The organism is Streptomyces sp. NPDC001536 (assembly GCF_042894505.1).
Classification (GTDB): Bacteria; Actinomycetota; Actinomycetes; order Streptomycetales; family Streptomycetaceae; genus Streptomyces.
This window is the reverse complement of the sequence record NZ_JBIAVQ010000003.1, coordinates 515,608-530,681: the sequence shown is the minus strand read 5'-3', so window position 1 is coordinate 530,681 and position 15,074 is coordinate 515,608. Positions and strand designations below refer to the sequence as shown.

Here is a 15,074-nt window from a genome sequence, read left to right as displayed (position 1 = left end):
GGACAAGGGGGTCCGCCGCATCTGTGGAAAACCCCGTGCGGGAGGATCGCGCACATGACAGCACTCGACCTCAGCAGCCCCGTGGCCGTCGTCGGCACCGGCACCATGGGCCAGGGCATCGCCCAGGTCGCGTTGGTCGCCGGCCATCCCGTACGGCTGTACGACGCCGCCCCCGGGCGCGCCCGGGAGGCCGCCGACGTGATCGGCGCCCGGCTCGACCGGCTCGTCGAGAAGGAGCGTCTGGCCGGCGCCGACCGGGACGCGGCACGCGCGCGTCTCACGGCCGCCGACAGCCTCGCCGACCTCGCGGACTGCGCCCTGGTCGTCGAGGCGGCCCTGGAGCGGCTGGACGTCAAGCAGGAGCTCTTCCGGGAGCTGGAGGACGTCGTCGGTGAGGACTGTCTGCTCGCCACCAACACCTCGTCCCTGTCGGTGACGGCCATCGGTGGCGCCCTGCGCAACCCGGGCCGTTTCGTGGGCCTGCACTTCTTCAACCCCGCGCCGCTGCTGCCGCTCGTCGAGGTCGTCTCCGGGTTCGCCACCGACGTCACCTCGGCCACGCGCGCGTACGAGACCGCACGGCTCTGGGGCAAGACGCCGGTCGCCTGTGCCGACACCCCCGGCTTCATCGTCAACCGCATCGCCCGGCCCTACTACGCCGAGGCGTTCGCGGTGTACGAGGCCCAGGGCGCCGACCCCGCGACCATCGACGCCGTGCTGCGGGAGGCGGGCGGCTTCAAGATGGGCGCGTTCGAACTGACCGACCTGATCGGGCAGGACGTCAACGAGTCCGTCACGCACTCGGTCTGGCAGTCCTTCTTCCAGGACGCCCGCTTCACGCCCTCGCTCGCCCAGCGGCGGCTGGTGGAGTCCGGCCGGCTCGGCCGCAAGAGCGGACACGGCTGGTACGCCTACGGCCCCGACGCCGAGCCCGCCGAACCGCACACCGCGGAACCGGCGCAGCCGCCCGCGTACGTCGTCGTCGAGGGCGATCTGGGCCCCGCCTCCGAGCTGCTCGCGCTGATCCGCGAGGCGGGCATCCCGGTGCGCGAGGACGACGAGGACCACGGCACCCGGCTGGTGCTGCCGAGCGGGGGGCAGCTGGCGCTCGCCGACGGGCAGACCTCGGTGGAGTTCCGCGACGTCGTCTACTTCGACCTCGCGCTCGACTACCGCCGGGCCACCCGTATCGCCCTGTCCGCCTCCCAGGACACCGCCCAGCAGACCCTCGCCGAGGCGATCGGCCTCTTCCAGGCGCTCGGCAAGGACGTCAGCGTCATCGGGGACGTCCCCGGCATGATCGTCGCCCGCACGGTCGCCCGGATCGTCGACCTGGCGCACGACGCCGTCGCCAAGGGCGTGGCGACCGAGGAGGACATCGACACCGCGATGCGCCTCGGCGTGAACTACCCGCTGGGCCCCTTCGAGTGGAGCCGCAGGCTCGGCCGCAACTGGGCCTACGCCCTCCTGGACGACCTGCACCTGCGCGATCCCAGCGGCCGCTACGCGCCGTCCCTCGCGCTGTACCGGCACGCGTACGCCACCGACAAGCGGGAGGGCAGCACCTCATGACCACCGCCAAGCGCGACACGTACACCCCGGAGACGCTGCTGTCCGTCGCCGTCCAGGTCTTCATCGAGCGCGGCTACGACGGCACGTCCATGGAGCATCTCTCCAAGGCGGCCGGTATCTCCAAGTCCTCGATCTACCACCACGTGGCGGGCAAGGAGGAGCTGCTGCGCAGGGCGGTCAGCCGTGCGCTGGACGGTCTCTTCGGGATCCTCGGCGAGGAGCACGCGCGCGTGGGGCAGGCGGTCGAGCGCCTGGAGTACGTCGTGCGGCGCATGGTCGAGGTGCTGATCACCGAGCTGCCGTACGTGACGCTGCTGCTGCGTGTCCGCGGCAACACCGACACCGAGCGCTGGGCCCTGGAGCGGCGCCGCGACTTCGACCACCGGGTCGCCGAGCTGCTGAAGGCCGCGGCCGCCGAGGGGGATGTGCGCGGCGACGTGGAGGTACGGCTGGCGACGCGGCTGGTCTTCGGGATGATCAACTCGATCGTGGAGTGGTACCGGCCGGACGGGCGGGGCATGAACGAGCGCGAAGTGGCGGACGCGGTGGTGCAGTTGGTCTTCGCGGGACTTCGGAAGGCCGACTGACTCAGCCCTGCGGCTCCAGGTCCTCCTCCTCGAACACCAGCAGCGTGCGGGTGCTGAGCACCTCCGGGATCGCCTGGAGGCGGGTGAGGACGAGTTCGCGCAGGGCTCTGTTGTCGGGGGTGTGGACCAGGAGCAGGACGTCGAAGTCGCCGCCGACCAGGGCGATGTGGGAGGCGCCGGGCAGCTGGATGAGTTGCTCGCGGACCGTGCGCCAGGTGTTCTGGACGATCTTCAGGGTGATGTACGCCGACGTGCCCTGACCGGCGCGTTCGTGGTCGACGCGGGCGCCGAAACCGCGGATCACGCCGTCCTCGACGAGACGGTTGATACGCGCGTAGGCGTTGGCGCGCGAGACGTGGACGCGTTCGGCGACCGACCTTATCGACGCGCGGCCGTCCGCCTGGAGCATCTTCAGGATGTCCTCGTCGATGGCGTCGAGGGGGCGAGGCGGCGGCAGCGGGCGGCCGCCGTCCGGGCTTTCGGCCATTTGTTCAGGTGCCATGTCCCCCCGCCTCCCTACCATGGACGTACTGCGTTCATTGCAGGCTGTGGAGAACCGTTTGTCCACAGCCTGAGGGTGCCTGTAGCCAAAATGTGCCGACGACCGAACAATCGGTAGGTGAGGCGCATCACAAGCCGTGACGCGTCTGAAGCCGCTCCCACGAGGAGGTGCCGTCATGACGGTCATGGAGCAGCGGGGCGCGTACCGGCCATCGCCGCCGCCCGCCTGGCAGCCCCGTACCGACCCCGCGCCGCTGCTGCCCGACGCGGAGCCGTACCGCGTCCTCGGCACGGAGGCGGCGGGAAAGGCCGACCCCGGCCTGCTGCGCCGCCTCTACGCAGAACTGGTGCGCGGCCGTCGGTACAACGCGCAGGCCACCGCCCTCACCAAGCAGGGCCGCCTCGCCGTCTACCCCTCCAGCACCGGCCAGGAGGCCTGCGAGGTCGCCGCCGCGCTGGTCCTTGAGGACCGTGACTGGCTCTTCCCCAGCTACCGCGACACCCTCGCCGCCGTCGCCCGCGGCCTGGACCCCGTCCAGGCGCTGACCCTGCTGCGCGGCGACTGGCACACCGGCTACGACCCGCGCGAGCACCGGGTCGCCCCCCTGTGCACCCCCCTCGCCACCCAGCTCCCGCACGCCGTCGGCCTCGCCCACGCGGCCCGCCTCAAGGGCGACGACGTGGTCGCGCTCGCCATGGTCGGCGACGGCGGCACCAGCGAGGGCGACTTCCACGAGGCGCTGAACTTCGCCGCCGTCTGGCAGGCACCGGTCGTCTTCCTCGTCCAGAACAACGGCTTCGCGATCTCCGTACCGCTCGCCAAGCAGACCGCGGCCCCGTCGCTGGCCCACAAGGCCGTCGGCTACGGCATGCCCGGCCGGCTGGTCGACGGCAACGACGCGGCCGCCGTGCACGAGGTCCTCGCCGACGCCGTACGGCACGCGCGCGAGGGCGGCGGACCCACCCTCGTCGAGGCGATCACCTACCGCGTCGAGGCCCACACCAACGCCGACGACGCGACCCGCTACCGCGGCGACGCCGAGGTCGAGACCTGGCGGCAGCACGACCCGATCGCCCTCCTGGAGCACGAGCTGACCACACGCGGACTCCTCGACGACGACGGCATCCAGGCCGCGCGGGACGCCGCCGAGACCATGGCCGCCGACCTGCGCGAACGCATGAACCAGGACCCGGCGCTCGACCCCATGGACCTGTTCGCCCACGTCTACGCCGAGCCCACCCCGCAACTGCGCGAGCAGCAGGCCCTGTTGCAGGCCGAGCTGCACGCAGAGGGAGAAGAACGATGACCACCGTCGCGGTGAAGCCCGCCACCATGGCGCAGGCCCTCACGCGCGCGATGCGCGACGCCATGGCCGCCGACCCGACCGTGCACGTCATGGGCGAGGACGTCGGCACCCTTGGCGGTGTCTTCCGGGTCACCGACGGCCTCGCCAAGGAGTTCGGCGAGGACCGCTGCACCGACACCCCGCTCGCCGAGGCCGGCATCCTCGGCACCGCGGTCGGCATGGCGATGTACGGCCTCAGGCCGGTCGTGGAGATGCAGTTCGACGCGTTCGCCTACCCCGCGTTCGAGCAGCTGATCTCGCACGTGGCGCGCATGCGCAACCGCACGCGCGGCGCGATGCCGCTGCCCATCACCGTCCGGGTGCCCTACGGCGGCGGCATCGGCGGCGTCGAGCATCACAGCGACTCCTCCGAGGCGTACTACATGGCGACTCCGGGGCTCCATGTCGTCACGCCCGCCACCGTCGCCGACGCGTACGGGCTGCTGCGCGCCGCCATCGCCTCCGACGACCCGGTCGTCTTCCTGGAGCCCAAGCGCCTGTACTGGTCGAAGGACTCCTGGAACCCGGAGCACCCGGCCGACGTCGAGCCGATAGGCCGCGCGGTGGTGCGGCGTTCGGGGCGCAGCGCCACGCTCATCACGTACGGGCCGTCCGTACCCGTCTGCCTCGAAGCCGCCGAGGCGGCACAGGCCGAGGGCTGGGACCTCGAAGTCGTCGACCTGCGCTCCCTGGTGCCGTTCGACGACGAGACGGTCTGCGCGTCGGTCCGGCGGACCGGGCGCGCGGTCGTCGTGCACGAGTCGGGCGGCTACGGCGGTCCTGGCGGGGAGATCGCCGCCCGGGTCACGGAGCGCTGCTTCCACCACCTGGAGGCGCCGGTGCTGCGCGTGGCCGGGTTCGACATCCCGTATCCGCCGCCGATGCTGGAGCGCCACCATCTGCCCGGTGTGGACCGGATCCTGGACGCCGTGGGGCGTCTCCAGTGGGAGGCCGAGGGCTGATGGCACAGGTCCTGGAGTTCAAGCTGCCCGACCTCGGTGAGGGGCTCACCGAGGCGGAGATCGTGCGCTGGCTGGTGGAGGTCGGCGACGTGGTCGCCGTGGACCAGCCGGTCGTCGAGGTCGAGACGGCCAAGGCGATGGTCGAGGTGCCGTGTCCCTACGGCGGTGTGGTCACGGCCCGGTACGGCGAGGAGGGCACGGAGCTGCCCGTGGGGGCGCCGCTGATCACGGTGGCGGTCGGGGCACCTGTCTCCGACGGCTCCACCAGTGGCTCCGACGGCTCCACCAGTGGTTCCGACGGCTCCGCCGGGAAGGGCGAGGGCTCCGGGAACGTGCTGGTGGGGTACGGCACGTCCGAGGCGCCCGCGCGGCGGCGCAGGGTGCGGCCGGGGCAGGGGGTGCCCGCGGCGCCCCAGGCGGCGAACGGGCAGGCCGCGGTGCGCGAGGTGGTGGAGGGGCCGGTTCCGGTGATCTCACCCCTGGTGCGCAGGCTCGCCCGCGAGAACGGCCTGGATCTGCGGGAGTTGACCGGTTCCGGACCCGACGGGCTCATCCTGCGGGCGGACGTCGAGTACGCGCTGCGGTCCGCCGCCGCGCAGGAGAAGGCCGCGGAGCCGACGGCGACGGCGCTGCCGCAGACGTCGGCTCCCGTCCCCGGGGGCATCCGCACCCCCCTCAAGGGCATCCGCGGTGCCGTGGCCGACAAGCTCTCCCGCAGCCGGCGCGAGATCCCCGACGCCACCTGCTGGGTGGACGCCGACGCGACGGAGCTGATGCGTGCGCGTACGGCGATGAACGCGGCGGGCGGACCGAAGATCTCCCTGCTCGCGCTCCTCGCCCGGATCTGCACGGCCGCGCTCGCCCGGTTCCCCGAGCTCAACTCCACCGTCGACATGGCGGCCAGGGAGGTCGTCCAGTTCGACCATGTGCACATCGGGTTCGCCGCGCAGACCGAGCGGGGTCTGGTCGTGCCCGTCGTCCGGGACGCGCACGCGCGCGACGCCGAGTCGCTGACCGCGGAGTTCGCCCGGCTGACCGAGGCGGCCCGGACCGGAGGGCTCACGCCGGGGGAACTCACCGGTGGGACCTTCACGTTGAACAACTACGGGGTCTTCGGCGTCGACGGCTCCACACCGATCATCAACCACCCCGAGGCCGCCATGCTCGGCGTCGGCCGGATCATCCCCAAACCGTGGGTGCACGAGGGCGAGCTGGCGGTGCGGCAGGTCGTCCAGCTGTCGCTCACCTTCGACCACCGCGTCTGCGACGGCGGCACGGCGGGCGGCTTCCTGCGGTACGTGGCGGACTGCGTGGAACAGCCGGCGGTGCTGTTGCGCACCCTCTGATCCCACGGACCTTGGACGCACTGATCCCACGGACCGCGGACGCACTGATTGCACGGCCTCCCCTGCGTTCCCTGTGATCGCCACGGCACGCATACTCGGGGGGTGACCGCTTACGACGTCGTCGTGCTCGCCGGGGGTGCCGCCCGGCGGCTCGGCGGTGCCGACAAACCAGGAGTGCGGGTGGGTGGCAGGGCGCTGCTCGACCGGGTCCTGGCGGCCTGCGCCGACGCGCGCACGACCGTCCTCGTCGCCGATCCCCGGCCCACCGCGCGGCCCGTGACCTGGGCCCGCGAGGACCCACCCGGCGGAGGCCCGCTCGCCGCGCTCGGCGCCGGGCTGACCCACACCACGGCACCGGACGTCGTCGTCCTCTCCGCCGACCTGCCGTTCCTCGCCGCCGACACCGTCCGGCACCTGCTGACCGCCCTGCGGACGGGGGACACCGAAGGCGCGCTGCTCACCGACGCCGACGGCCGTGACCAGCCGCTCGTAGCCGCGTACCGCGCCACTGCCCTCCGCCGCGAGCTGCTCGCGCTCGACAAGGAGCACGAGGGCCTCACCGGCCTCCCCCTCCGTCGCCTCACCGCAGGTCTCCACCTCACTCGTGTCCCGGACCCCGTCGCGTCGTTCGACTGCGACACCTGGGACGACATCGCCGCCGCCAGGGCACGCATCAGGGAGCATGGGCACGTGTTGGATGAATGGATTTCCGCAGTCAAGGACGAGCTGGGCATCGATCTCGACGTCGACACCGGCGTGCTGCTCGATCTCGCCCGCGACGCCGCCCACAACGTGGCCAGGCCCGCGGCGCCGCTGACGACCTTCCTCGTCGGCTACGCGGCCGCACAGGCCGGGGGAGGCCCGGAGAAGGTGGCCGAACTCGCCCGCAAGGCCGCCGACCTCGCCCTCGGCTGGTCCGAGGAGAGCGCCCCCGACGCCGAGCCCAAGCCCGACACGGACGCCGGATGACCCCCCGCACCGGCGCGGACGCAGAGGACGCCGAGGATCTGGACGTAGAGGAGGTGCTCGCTCTCGTGAACGGCGACAACGGCCGCGCCCCCGCGGACCGGACGCCCCCGCCGCAGCCCACGTCGCCCACCGGCGACACCAAGGCCGACACCCACCACCGCGCCACCTCCTGGTCCGAGGCCCGTGCCCTCGCCGGCCGCGCCGCCCGGGCCGCGACCCGAGCCGCCCGCCGCGCCCCAATCTCCGTACCCCTCGACACCGCCCTCGGTCTCACCCTGGCCGCCCCCCTCACCGCCCTCACCGACCTGCCTTCCTTCGACACCTCCGCGATGGACGGCTGGGCGGTCGCCGGACCGGGGCCGTGGGACGTACGGGACGAGGGTGTCCTGGCCGGGCACGCGGAACCGCGGCCGCTCACCGACGGGGAGGCCGTCCGGATCGCCACCGGCGCCCGTATCCCCTTGGACACCACCGCGGTCATCCGCAGCGAGCACGGCCGTACCGATGCCCAGGGCCGGCTGCACGCCACCCGCGACACCCGTCACGGTCAGGACATCCGTCCGCGGGGCCAGGAATGTCGTAGCGGAGACCAACTCCTCCCCGTCGGCACCCTCGTGACCCCGGCCGTCCTCGGGCTCGCCGCTGCCGCCGGATACGACACCGTCACCGCGATCCCCCGCCCCCGCGTCGAAGTCCTCGTCCTCGGCGACGAGTTGCTGACCCAGGGGCTCCCGCGCGACGGCCTCATCCGGGACGCGCTCGGTCCGATGCTGCCGCCGTGGCTGCGCGGACTGGGCGCCGAGGTCATCGCCGTACGCCGGCTCGGGGACGCTGCCCAGGCCCTGCACAAGGCGATCACCGCCTCCGACGCCGACCTGATCGTCACCACTGGCGGTACCGCCTCCGGTCCCGTCGACCACGTCCACCCCACGCTGAAGCGGATCGGCGCCGAACTCCTCGTCGACGGCGTCAAGGTGCGCCCCGGCCACCCCATGCTGCTGGCCCGCACCAAGGAGAACCAGCACCTCGTCGGCCTGCCCGGTAACCCCCTCGCCGCCGTCTCCGGACTGCTCACGCTCGCCGAGCCGCTGCTGCGGACGCTCGCGGCACGCCCCGCCCCCGAGCCGTACACCCTGCCCGTGCGGGACGAGGCACACGGGCACCCGTACGACACCCGGCTCATCCCCGTCGCCCTGCGCGGCGACAGCGCCGTCCCGCTGCACTACAACGGGCCGGCCATGCTGCGCGGCATCGCGGCGGCGGACGCGCTGGCCGTCGTACCGCCCGGTGGTGCCCGCCCTGGTCAGGAGCTGGAACTGCTCGACCTGCCCTGGGCGTCCGCCGGAATCGAGGTGTGTTTCACGTGAAACTTCCGGGCCATGATGCGATCGCCCGCCAGGCGGACGAACATCTCGTGACCTATCGGGTGAAACTCCCGAGGAAGGTGGTGGAGCACCCGTTCCGGCAGGTCGCCAGGCGGGTGATCATGGCCTTGCTGCTCCTCGTGGGCACGGCACTGATCGTCTACGCCGACCACAGCGGCTACAACGACAGCTCGGACGGCTCCGTCGATCTTCTCGACGCCTTCTACTACGCGACCGTCTCGCTCTCCACCACCGGATACGGCGACATCACCCCGGTCAGCGACGGCGCCCGGCTCACCAACATCTTCCTCATCACGCCCATGCGGGTGCTGTTCCTGATCATCCTGGTCGGCACCACGCTCGAAGTCCTCACCGAACGCACCCGGGAGGAATGGCGGCTCAATCGCTGGAGGTCCACCTTGCGCGACCACACCGTCGTCGTCGGCTTCGGTACGAAGGGGCGCTCGGCGATCCAGACCGTCTGTGCGACCGGCCTGAAGAAGGAGCAGGTCGTCGTGGTCGACCCCAGTTCCAAGGTGATCGAGGCGGCCACGGCCGACGGCTACGCGGGAATCGTCGGCGACGCGACGCGCAGCGAGGTGCTGAAGCGGGCCGAGGTGCACAAGGCCCGGAAGATCATCATCGCGACCCAGCGCGACGACACGGCGGTGCTGGTGACGCTGACGGCCCGGCAGCTCAACAAGGGCGCCAAGATCGTGGCCGCGGTGCGCGAGGAGGAGAACGCCCCGCTGCTGAAGCAGTCCGGCGCGGACGCGGTCATCACCAGCGCCAGTGCCGCCGGCCGGCTGCTCGGACTCTCCGTGCTGAGTCCCGCCGCCGGCATGGTGATGGAGGACCTCATCCAGCAGGGCAGCGGGCTCGACATCGTCGAACGGCCGGTCATAAAGGCCGAGGTGGGCATGAAGCCGCGGGAGACGGAGGACCTGGTGGTGAGCGTCGTACGCGGGCACCGGGTGCTCGGATACGACGACGTCGCCGTCGGGACGCTGGAGCTGACGGACCGGCTGATCACCATCGTGCGGGCGACGCCGAGCTCGCAGATCGCGCCCGACGTCCGCCCGATTTCTCAGGACTGACAGCTACTTGCGGTTGTAGAGCCGCATCGTGATCGGTCCGAAGACCGCCACGAACAGGCCCGCCCACCCCAGTGACCAGGCGATCTCGTCGGCGGGCCAGTCGCCCGCCATCAGTTCGCGGACGGCCGAGGACAGATGGGTGATGGGGCTGTTGTTGACGAACGCCTGGAGCCAGCCCGGCATGGTCTTCGGGTCGACGAAGATGTTCGACAGGAAGGTCAGCGGGAACATCACCATCATGCTGACGCCCATCACCGACTTCTCGGTGCGCAGCAGCAGCCCGAACATCGTCCAGATCCACGAGAACGCGAACGAGAAGACGATCAGGAGCGCGATTCCGGCGAGCACGCCGCCGAATCCCCCGTCCGGGCGGTAGCCGAGGATCAGGCCGACGGTGAGCATCACGATGGACGCGATCGTGTAGCGCAGGGCGTCGCCGAGCAGATAGCCGACCATCGTCGAGGGCCGCCAGATGGGCAGCGACCGGAAGCGGTCGAAGACGCCCTTCTCGATGTCGGTGTTCACCGAGACACCCGTGTACATCGTGATCATCACGACCGACATCACCATGATGCCGGGCAGCAGGAACTGGATGTACTCCTTCGGGGAGCCGGCGAGGGCGCCCCCGAACAGGTACGTGTACATCAGCACCATCATGATCGGGAACGCGGTGACGTCGAAGAGCTGCTCGGGGACGTGCTTGATCTTGAGGATCGCCCGCCAGCCGAAGGTCAGGGACGCCGACAGTGCGCTGGGCCGTGGCGGCCGCTGCCCGGAGACGAGCAGCGCGGCGAGGGACTCGGCGCTGACGGGGGCGAGGTCCTTGGTCTCGGTCTGCGTCACGGTGCTCATGCCGCGACCTCCTCGTCCTTGGCGAGCTGGGAGTTCTTCGAGTCGTCGTGGGTGTCGTGTCCGGTGAGGGCGAGGAACACCTCGTCCAGGCTGGGCTGGCCGAGCGAGAAGTTGTCGACGGTGATGCCGGTGCGGGCCAGTTCGGCGAGGGCCCGGGAGGCCTGCTCGGCCGCGCTGTCGCTGGTCGTGCCGCCCAGGCGGGCGGTCAGTGCCACGGGATCGGGCTCCAGCTGTACGTCGGTGTCCAGCGCCAGCCGCAGCACCTGTTCCGCCTCCGGCCGCTGAGCCGGGTCGCGCAGTCGCAGATGGACGGACCCGGCGCCCACGGACGCCTTCAGCTCGCCCTTGGTGCCCTCGGCGATCACCTTGCCGCGGTCGATGACGGCGATCCGGGACGCCAGCTGGTCGGCCTCGTCCAGATACTGCGTGGTCAGCAGCACGGTGGTGCCCTGGGCGACGACCGCGCGCACGATGTCCCACACCTGGTTGCGGCTGCGCGGGTCGAGGCCGGTCGTCGGTTCGTCGAGGAACAGCAGGTCGGGGGTGTTGAGGATGGACGCGGCGATGTCGATACGGCGCCGCATGCCGCCGGAGTAGTGCTTGACCTGCTTCGCCGCCGCGTCCGTCAGCCCGAAGGCCTCCAGGAGCTGCCCGGCGCGCACCCGCGCGGCCTTCTTGTGGTGGCCGAGGAGACGGGCGAGCAGGATCAGGTTCTCGGCACCGGTGAGGTCCTCGTCGACGGAGGCGTACTGACCGGTCAGGCTCACCCGGCCGCGCACCTCGTCGGCCTCGCGGACGACGTCGTGGCCGAAGACGTGGGCCTGGCCGCCGTCGGGGCGCAGGAGGGTGGCGAGCATCTTCACGGTGGTCGTCTTGCCGGCGCCGTTCGGGCCGAGGACGCCGTAGACCGTGCCGGCCGGGACGGCGAGGTCGACTCCGTCGACGGCCCGGGTCTCGCCGAACGTCTTCACCAGTCCCGCCGTCTCGATGGCCAGGCCTGAGGTGTGCTGGCTCATGGTGGGTTGTCCTTCCGCGTGCATGGGCGCTTGCGCGTGCTTGGGCTACGCATGGGGAGACTTTTACGGTCGCGCAAACTCATCGGTTTCGCACAGGCATTTCTCAGGAGATCGGACCAAGGACCGGCCGCGGCTCCGACCGGGGACCGAGCAGGGCCGCGACCAGCGACGGAGGATCCGGCCAGGCGGGACGAGGTTCCGGTCGTACGCGGCTGGGGCCGGGGGCCGAGGAGTAGCGTCGCCCCATGCGAGCGATCACGATTCCTGAACCCGGTGGGCCCGAGGCGTTGGTCTGGAGCGAGGTCCCGGATCCCGTGCCCGGCGAGGGCGAGGTGCTGGTCGAGGTGGTGGCCAGTGCCGTCAACCGGGCCGACATCCTGCAGCGGCAGGGCTTCTACAACCCACCGCCCGGCGCGTCCCTCTACCCCGGCCTGGAGTGCTCGGGCCGGGTCCTGGAGACCGGTCCCGGCGTCTCCGGCTGGGCGGTGGGCGACGAGGTGTGCGCGCTGCTGGCGGGCGGCGGGTACGCCGAGAAGGTCGTCGTGCCGGCCGGCCAGCTGCTGCCCGTACCCAAGGGCGTCGACCTGCGGCAGGCGGCCGCGCTGCCCGAGGTGACCTGCACGGTCTGGTCGAACGTCTTCATGATCTCCCACCTGCGTCCCGGTGAGACGCTGCTCGTGCACGGCGGCTCCAGCGGCATCGGCACGATGGCGATCCAGCTGGCGAAGGCCGTCGGTGCGAAGGTCGCGGTCACGGCGGGCACGAAGGAGAAGCTGGAGCACTGCGCCCAACTCGGCGCGGACATCCTGGTCAACTACCGGGAGCAGGACTTCGTGGCCGAGGTGAAGCAGGCGACCGGCGGCGCGGGGGCCGACGTGATCCTCGACAACATGGGCGCGAAGTACCTCGACCGCAACGTCCAGACCCTCGCCGTCAACGGGCGCCTCGCGATCATCGGCATGCAGGGCGGCATCAAGGGCGAGCTGAACATCGCGGCGCTCCTGGGCAAGCGCGCCGCCATCAGCGCGACGTCGCTGCGCGCGCGCCCGCTGGCCGAGAAGACGGCGATCGTGGCGGCGGTACGGGAACACGTCTGGCCGCTGCTGGACGGGGGCCATGTCCGTGCCGTGGTCGACCGGGAGATCCCGATGAGCGACGCGGCGGCGGCACACCGGGTGGTGGAGGAGAGCGGGCACGTGGGCAAGGTGCTGCTGGTCGTGGAGTAGGGGCGCGCCGGACCTCGGGGCCTTACCCCCGTCGCACCCGCAGGCCGACGAACGCGAGCCCCAGACCGAGCCCGATCAGGACCAGACCGCTGCCGAGCGGCAGGATCCGCAGGACGGGCTCGGTGGGGCTTTCGGCACGGCCGACGGCCTGCCGCACGGGCTGCTGCGGTGGCACAGAGGCGGCCGGTACGGCTTCCCGCGACGGCTCCGGTACGACGTCGGCGTCATCGTCGGCGGTCGGCTGTTCGGCGTCGGCCTCGCTCCCGACCTCCGCGGCCGCGTCCTCCTCTTCCGCCGGGCCCGCGGTCTCCATGTGCCGCCCCGGCCTCTCCCGCCCTTCTCCCGCCCGGCTCCCGGCCCGGGACGGCTCACCGGAGGGGGACGCGGTGGCACGCACCCCCGGAGCGGCCCCGGCACCCCGGGCAGCCGACTCGGACTTGCCGCCCCGCCCACCCCGCGTGGGCTCGACATCCGGCGCTCCTGTCCCGGACCCGGCAGCATGCCCGCCCGGCGCCGACCCGCGCCCCTTCACTTCCGGCGTCGAACCGGACCCCTGCGACCCCGGCGCCGACCCGCGCCCCTTCACTTCCGGCGTCGAACCGGACCCCTGTGACCCCGCCGTCGACCCGGGCCCCCGCGCCCCCGCCGTCGCCCGGCCGGTCGGCGCTCCCGGCTCCCGCTCGGCCGGTGACTCGCCGTCCCGTCCTCCCGGCGCGGACCTGGCGGCCTCCCCCTCCGGCGTCGCCCCGATCCCTCGCGCCGCCGATCCGGCAGCCGGCGCCCCAAGCCCACGCCGGGCACCTCGCGCGCCCGCCGGCGATTCACCGCCTGGCGTGCCCGACACGACCCCGCCCCCCACCCCCCGTACCGCCTCGACGCCGTACGACGTGCCCGCCCCGCACGGAACCGCGACCACGCCCGCCCCCAGGGCGAGCAGCAGTCCCGTCGTGCGCACTGTGCGCAGCCATCGCGTCACGGGACCAGCGTCACACCGGGCGGGACTTCCGGCATTCCGGGCGCCGCCGAAGTGCCGAAAGAGCCGCACAATCCGGGTATGTCGATACGACACGGACTGCTGGCGCTCCTGGCACGCGGCCCCCGTTACGGTTCGCGGCTGCGGACCGAGTTCGAGGCGCGTACGGGCGGGACCTGGCCGCTCAACATCGGGCAGGTGTACACGACGCTCGGCCGGCTGGAGCGGGACGGGCTGGTCGTGCAGGACGGCGCGGACGCGGCGGGGCGGGTGCTGTACGCGCTCACGGAGGCGGGGCGGGCCGAGCTGCGGGCCTGGTTCTCGCGGCCCGTGGAGCGGGGCGTTCCGCAGCGCGACGAGCTGGCCATCAAGCTGGTGATGGCGGTGGGCGTGGCCGGTACCGATGTCCGGGAGGTCGTCGAGGCCCAGCGGCGGCATGTCTCGCGGGCCCTGCACAGCCATCTGCGGCAGCGGGCCGACGCCCTCGCACGGGCGCCCGAGCACCCCGACGAGGTGGCCCGGCTGCTGGTGCTGGAGCAGCTCGTGTGCCATACGGAAGCCGAACTGCGCTGGCTCGATCACTGTGAGGTGCGGCTGCTCCGGCTCACGCAGGCCCGCGAGTGACGGAAACTTCCGCACCGTAAACGGTGGATCACCCTCCACGGGGGGCACTCCAGTGATGAGGTGTACCGGTGCGAGAGAATGGCGGCATGGAGATGCCGAGGAACGAACGGTCGCCCGAGCAACCCCAGATCCTGGTCGTGGGCCAGGACGGAATGGCGCTGGGCGGCACCGGGGACGAGGACTCCCGCGAGATTCCGGTGACGGAGATGGTGGAGCAGCCCGCCAAGGTCATGCGGATCGGCAGCATGATCAAGCAGCTTCTGGAGGAAGTGCGGGCGGCTCCTCTGGACGAGGCGAGCCGGGTCCGGCTCAAGGAGATTCACCGCAGCTCGGTGAAGGAGCTGGAGGACGGTCTGGCCCCTGAGCTCGTCGAGGAGCTGGAGCGGCTCTCGCTGCCCTTCACGGACGGGGCGACCCCGAGCGACGCCGAACTGCGGATCGCGCAGGCCCAGTTGGTCGGCTGGCTGGAGGGTCTCTTCCACGGGATCCAGACCACCCTGTTCGCCCAGCAGATGGCCGCGCGGGCGCAGTTGGAGCAGATGCGGCGGGCCCTGCCGCCCGGTGTCGGCCACGACGGCGAGGACGGCCCCACCGCGGGCCGCTCGGGCGGGCCCTACCTGTAACCCACGTAAACGAAGG

At 72.1% G+C, this 15,074-nt stretch carries 15 protein-coding genes; 11 read left to right on the top strand and 4 right to left on the bottom strand.

The window, feature by feature from the left end; translation table 11 throughout:
* Positions 1-54: 54 nt before the first annotated feature.
* Together ACFY0U_RS11355 and ACFY0U_RS11350 are read left to right on the top strand one after the other, a co-directional pair.
* Positions 55-1,572, top strand: a complete 1,518-nt coding sequence (locus ACFY0U_RS11355) for a 3-hydroxyacyl-CoA dehydrogenase (protein WP_388633616.1) — start codon at positions 55-57, stop codon at positions 1,570-1,572.
* A complete protein-coding gene (locus tag ACFY0U_RS11350; protein ID WP_388633613.1) occupies positions 1,569-2,159 on the top strand; it encodes a TetR/AcrR family transcriptional regulator in 591 nt (196 codons plus the stop codon). Before ACFY0U_RS11355 ends, ACFY0U_RS11350 begins: the two co-directional genes overlap by 4 nt.
* Before the next feature lies 1 nt (position 2,160).
* Here ACFY0U_RS11350 and ACFY0U_RS11345 read toward each other — a convergent pair whose 3' ends face one another.
* Positions 2,161-2,646: an Lrp/AsnC family transcriptional regulator gene (locus ACFY0U_RS11345; RefSeq protein ID WP_388634313.1), complete on the bottom strand. Its 486-nt coding sequence runs from the start codon at positions 2,644-2,646 to the stop codon at positions 2,161-2,163.
* A 190-nt stretch (positions 2,647-2,836) separates the two neighbouring features.
* Between ACFY0U_RS11345 and pdhA the strand changes: the two genes are divergently transcribed.
* The 6 genes from pdhA to ACFY0U_RS11315 all read left to right on the top strand — a co-directional run bounded on the left by pdhA (position 2,837) and on the right by ACFY0U_RS11315 (position 9,744).
* Positions 2,837-3,967, top strand: coding sequence for a pyruvate dehydrogenase (acetyl-transferring) E1 component subunit alpha (gene pdhA / locus ACFY0U_RS11340; protein WP_388633610.1), 1,131 nt, complete (start codon positions 2,837-2,839; stop codon positions 3,965-3,967).
* Complete coding sequence (locus ACFY0U_RS11335; protein WP_388633607.1) at positions 3,964-4,968, top strand: alpha-ketoacid dehydrogenase subunit beta; 1,005 nt, start codon at positions 3,964-3,966, stop codon at positions 4,966-4,968. Before pdhA ends, ACFY0U_RS11335 begins: the two co-directional genes overlap by 4 nt.
* Complete coding sequence (locus ACFY0U_RS11330; protein ID WP_388633604.1) at positions 4,968-6,314, top strand: dihydrolipoamide acetyltransferase family protein; 1,347 nt, start codon at positions 4,968-4,970, stop codon at positions 6,312-6,314. Before ACFY0U_RS11335 ends, ACFY0U_RS11330 begins: the two co-directional genes overlap by 1 nt.
* Positions 6,315-6,416: 102 nt before the next feature.
* Positions 6,417-7,283 carry an NTP transferase domain-containing protein gene (locus ACFY0U_RS11325; protein ID WP_388633602.1) on the top strand — a complete coding sequence of 289 codons (867 nt, stop codon included), beginning with the start codon at positions 6,417-6,419 and terminating at the stop codon, positions 7,281-7,283.
* The gene (locus ACFY0U_RS11320; RefSeq protein WP_388633600.1) at positions 7,280-8,650 is read left to right on the top strand and encodes a molybdopterin molybdotransferase MoeA; all 1,371 of its coding nucleotides are present in this window, start codon (positions 7,280-7,282) and stop codon (positions 8,648-8,650) included. Before ACFY0U_RS11325 ends, ACFY0U_RS11320 begins: the two co-directional genes overlap by 4 nt.
* Positions 8,647-9,744: a potassium channel family protein gene (locus tag ACFY0U_RS11315; RefSeq protein WP_388633597.1), complete on the top strand. Its 1,098-nt coding sequence runs from the start codon at positions 8,647-8,649 to the stop codon at positions 9,742-9,744. The genes ACFY0U_RS11320 and ACFY0U_RS11315 overlap by 4 nt, the downstream gene beginning before the upstream one ends.
* 3 nt (positions 9,745-9,747) lie before the next feature.
* Here the strand turns inward: ACFY0U_RS11315 and ACFY0U_RS11310 are convergent, their stop codons facing one another.
* Complete coding sequence (locus tag ACFY0U_RS11310; RefSeq protein WP_388633594.1) at positions 9,748-10,596, bottom strand: ABC transporter permease; 849 nt, start codon at positions 10,594-10,596, stop codon at positions 9,748-9,750.
* Complete coding sequence (locus ACFY0U_RS11305; RefSeq protein WP_388633591.1) at positions 10,593-11,612, bottom strand: ATP-binding cassette domain-containing protein; 1,020 nt, start codon at positions 11,610-11,612, stop codon at positions 10,593-10,595. Before ACFY0U_RS11305 ends, ACFY0U_RS11310 begins: the two co-directional genes overlap by 4 nt.
* A gap of 245 nt (positions 11,613-11,857) precedes the next feature.
* Between ACFY0U_RS11305 and ACFY0U_RS11300 the strand changes: the two genes are divergently transcribed.
* Positions 11,858-12,838 (top strand): NAD(P)H-quinone oxidoreductase, encoded by a 981-nt coding sequence (locus tag ACFY0U_RS11300; RefSeq protein WP_388633588.1) that lies wholly within the window; start codon positions 11,858-11,860, stop codon positions 12,836-12,838.
* Between the two features lie 22 nt (positions 12,839-12,860).
* On the opposite strand, the gene ACFY0U_RS11295 is transcribed toward ACFY0U_RS11300, so the two are convergent.
* A complete protein-coding gene (locus tag ACFY0U_RS11295; protein WP_388633585.1) occupies positions 12,861-13,151 on the bottom strand; it encodes a hypothetical protein in 291 nt (96 codons plus the stop codon).
* A gap of 741 nt (positions 13,152-13,892) precedes the next feature.
* On the opposite strand from ACFY0U_RS11295, the gene ACFY0U_RS11290 reads away from it, so the two are divergent.
* Positions 13,893-14,435, top strand: coding sequence for a PadR family transcriptional regulator (locus ACFY0U_RS11290; RefSeq protein ID WP_388633582.1), 543 nt, complete (start codon positions 13,893-13,895; stop codon positions 14,433-14,435).
* An 86-nt stretch (positions 14,436-14,521) separates the two neighbouring features.
* On the top strand, positions 14,522-15,058 hold the full coding sequence (locus ACFY0U_RS11285; protein ID WP_384158516.1) for a bacterial proteasome activator family protein: 537 nt from the start codon (positions 14,522-14,524) through the stop codon (positions 15,056-15,058).
* Positions 15,059-15,074 lie beyond the last annotated feature (16 nt).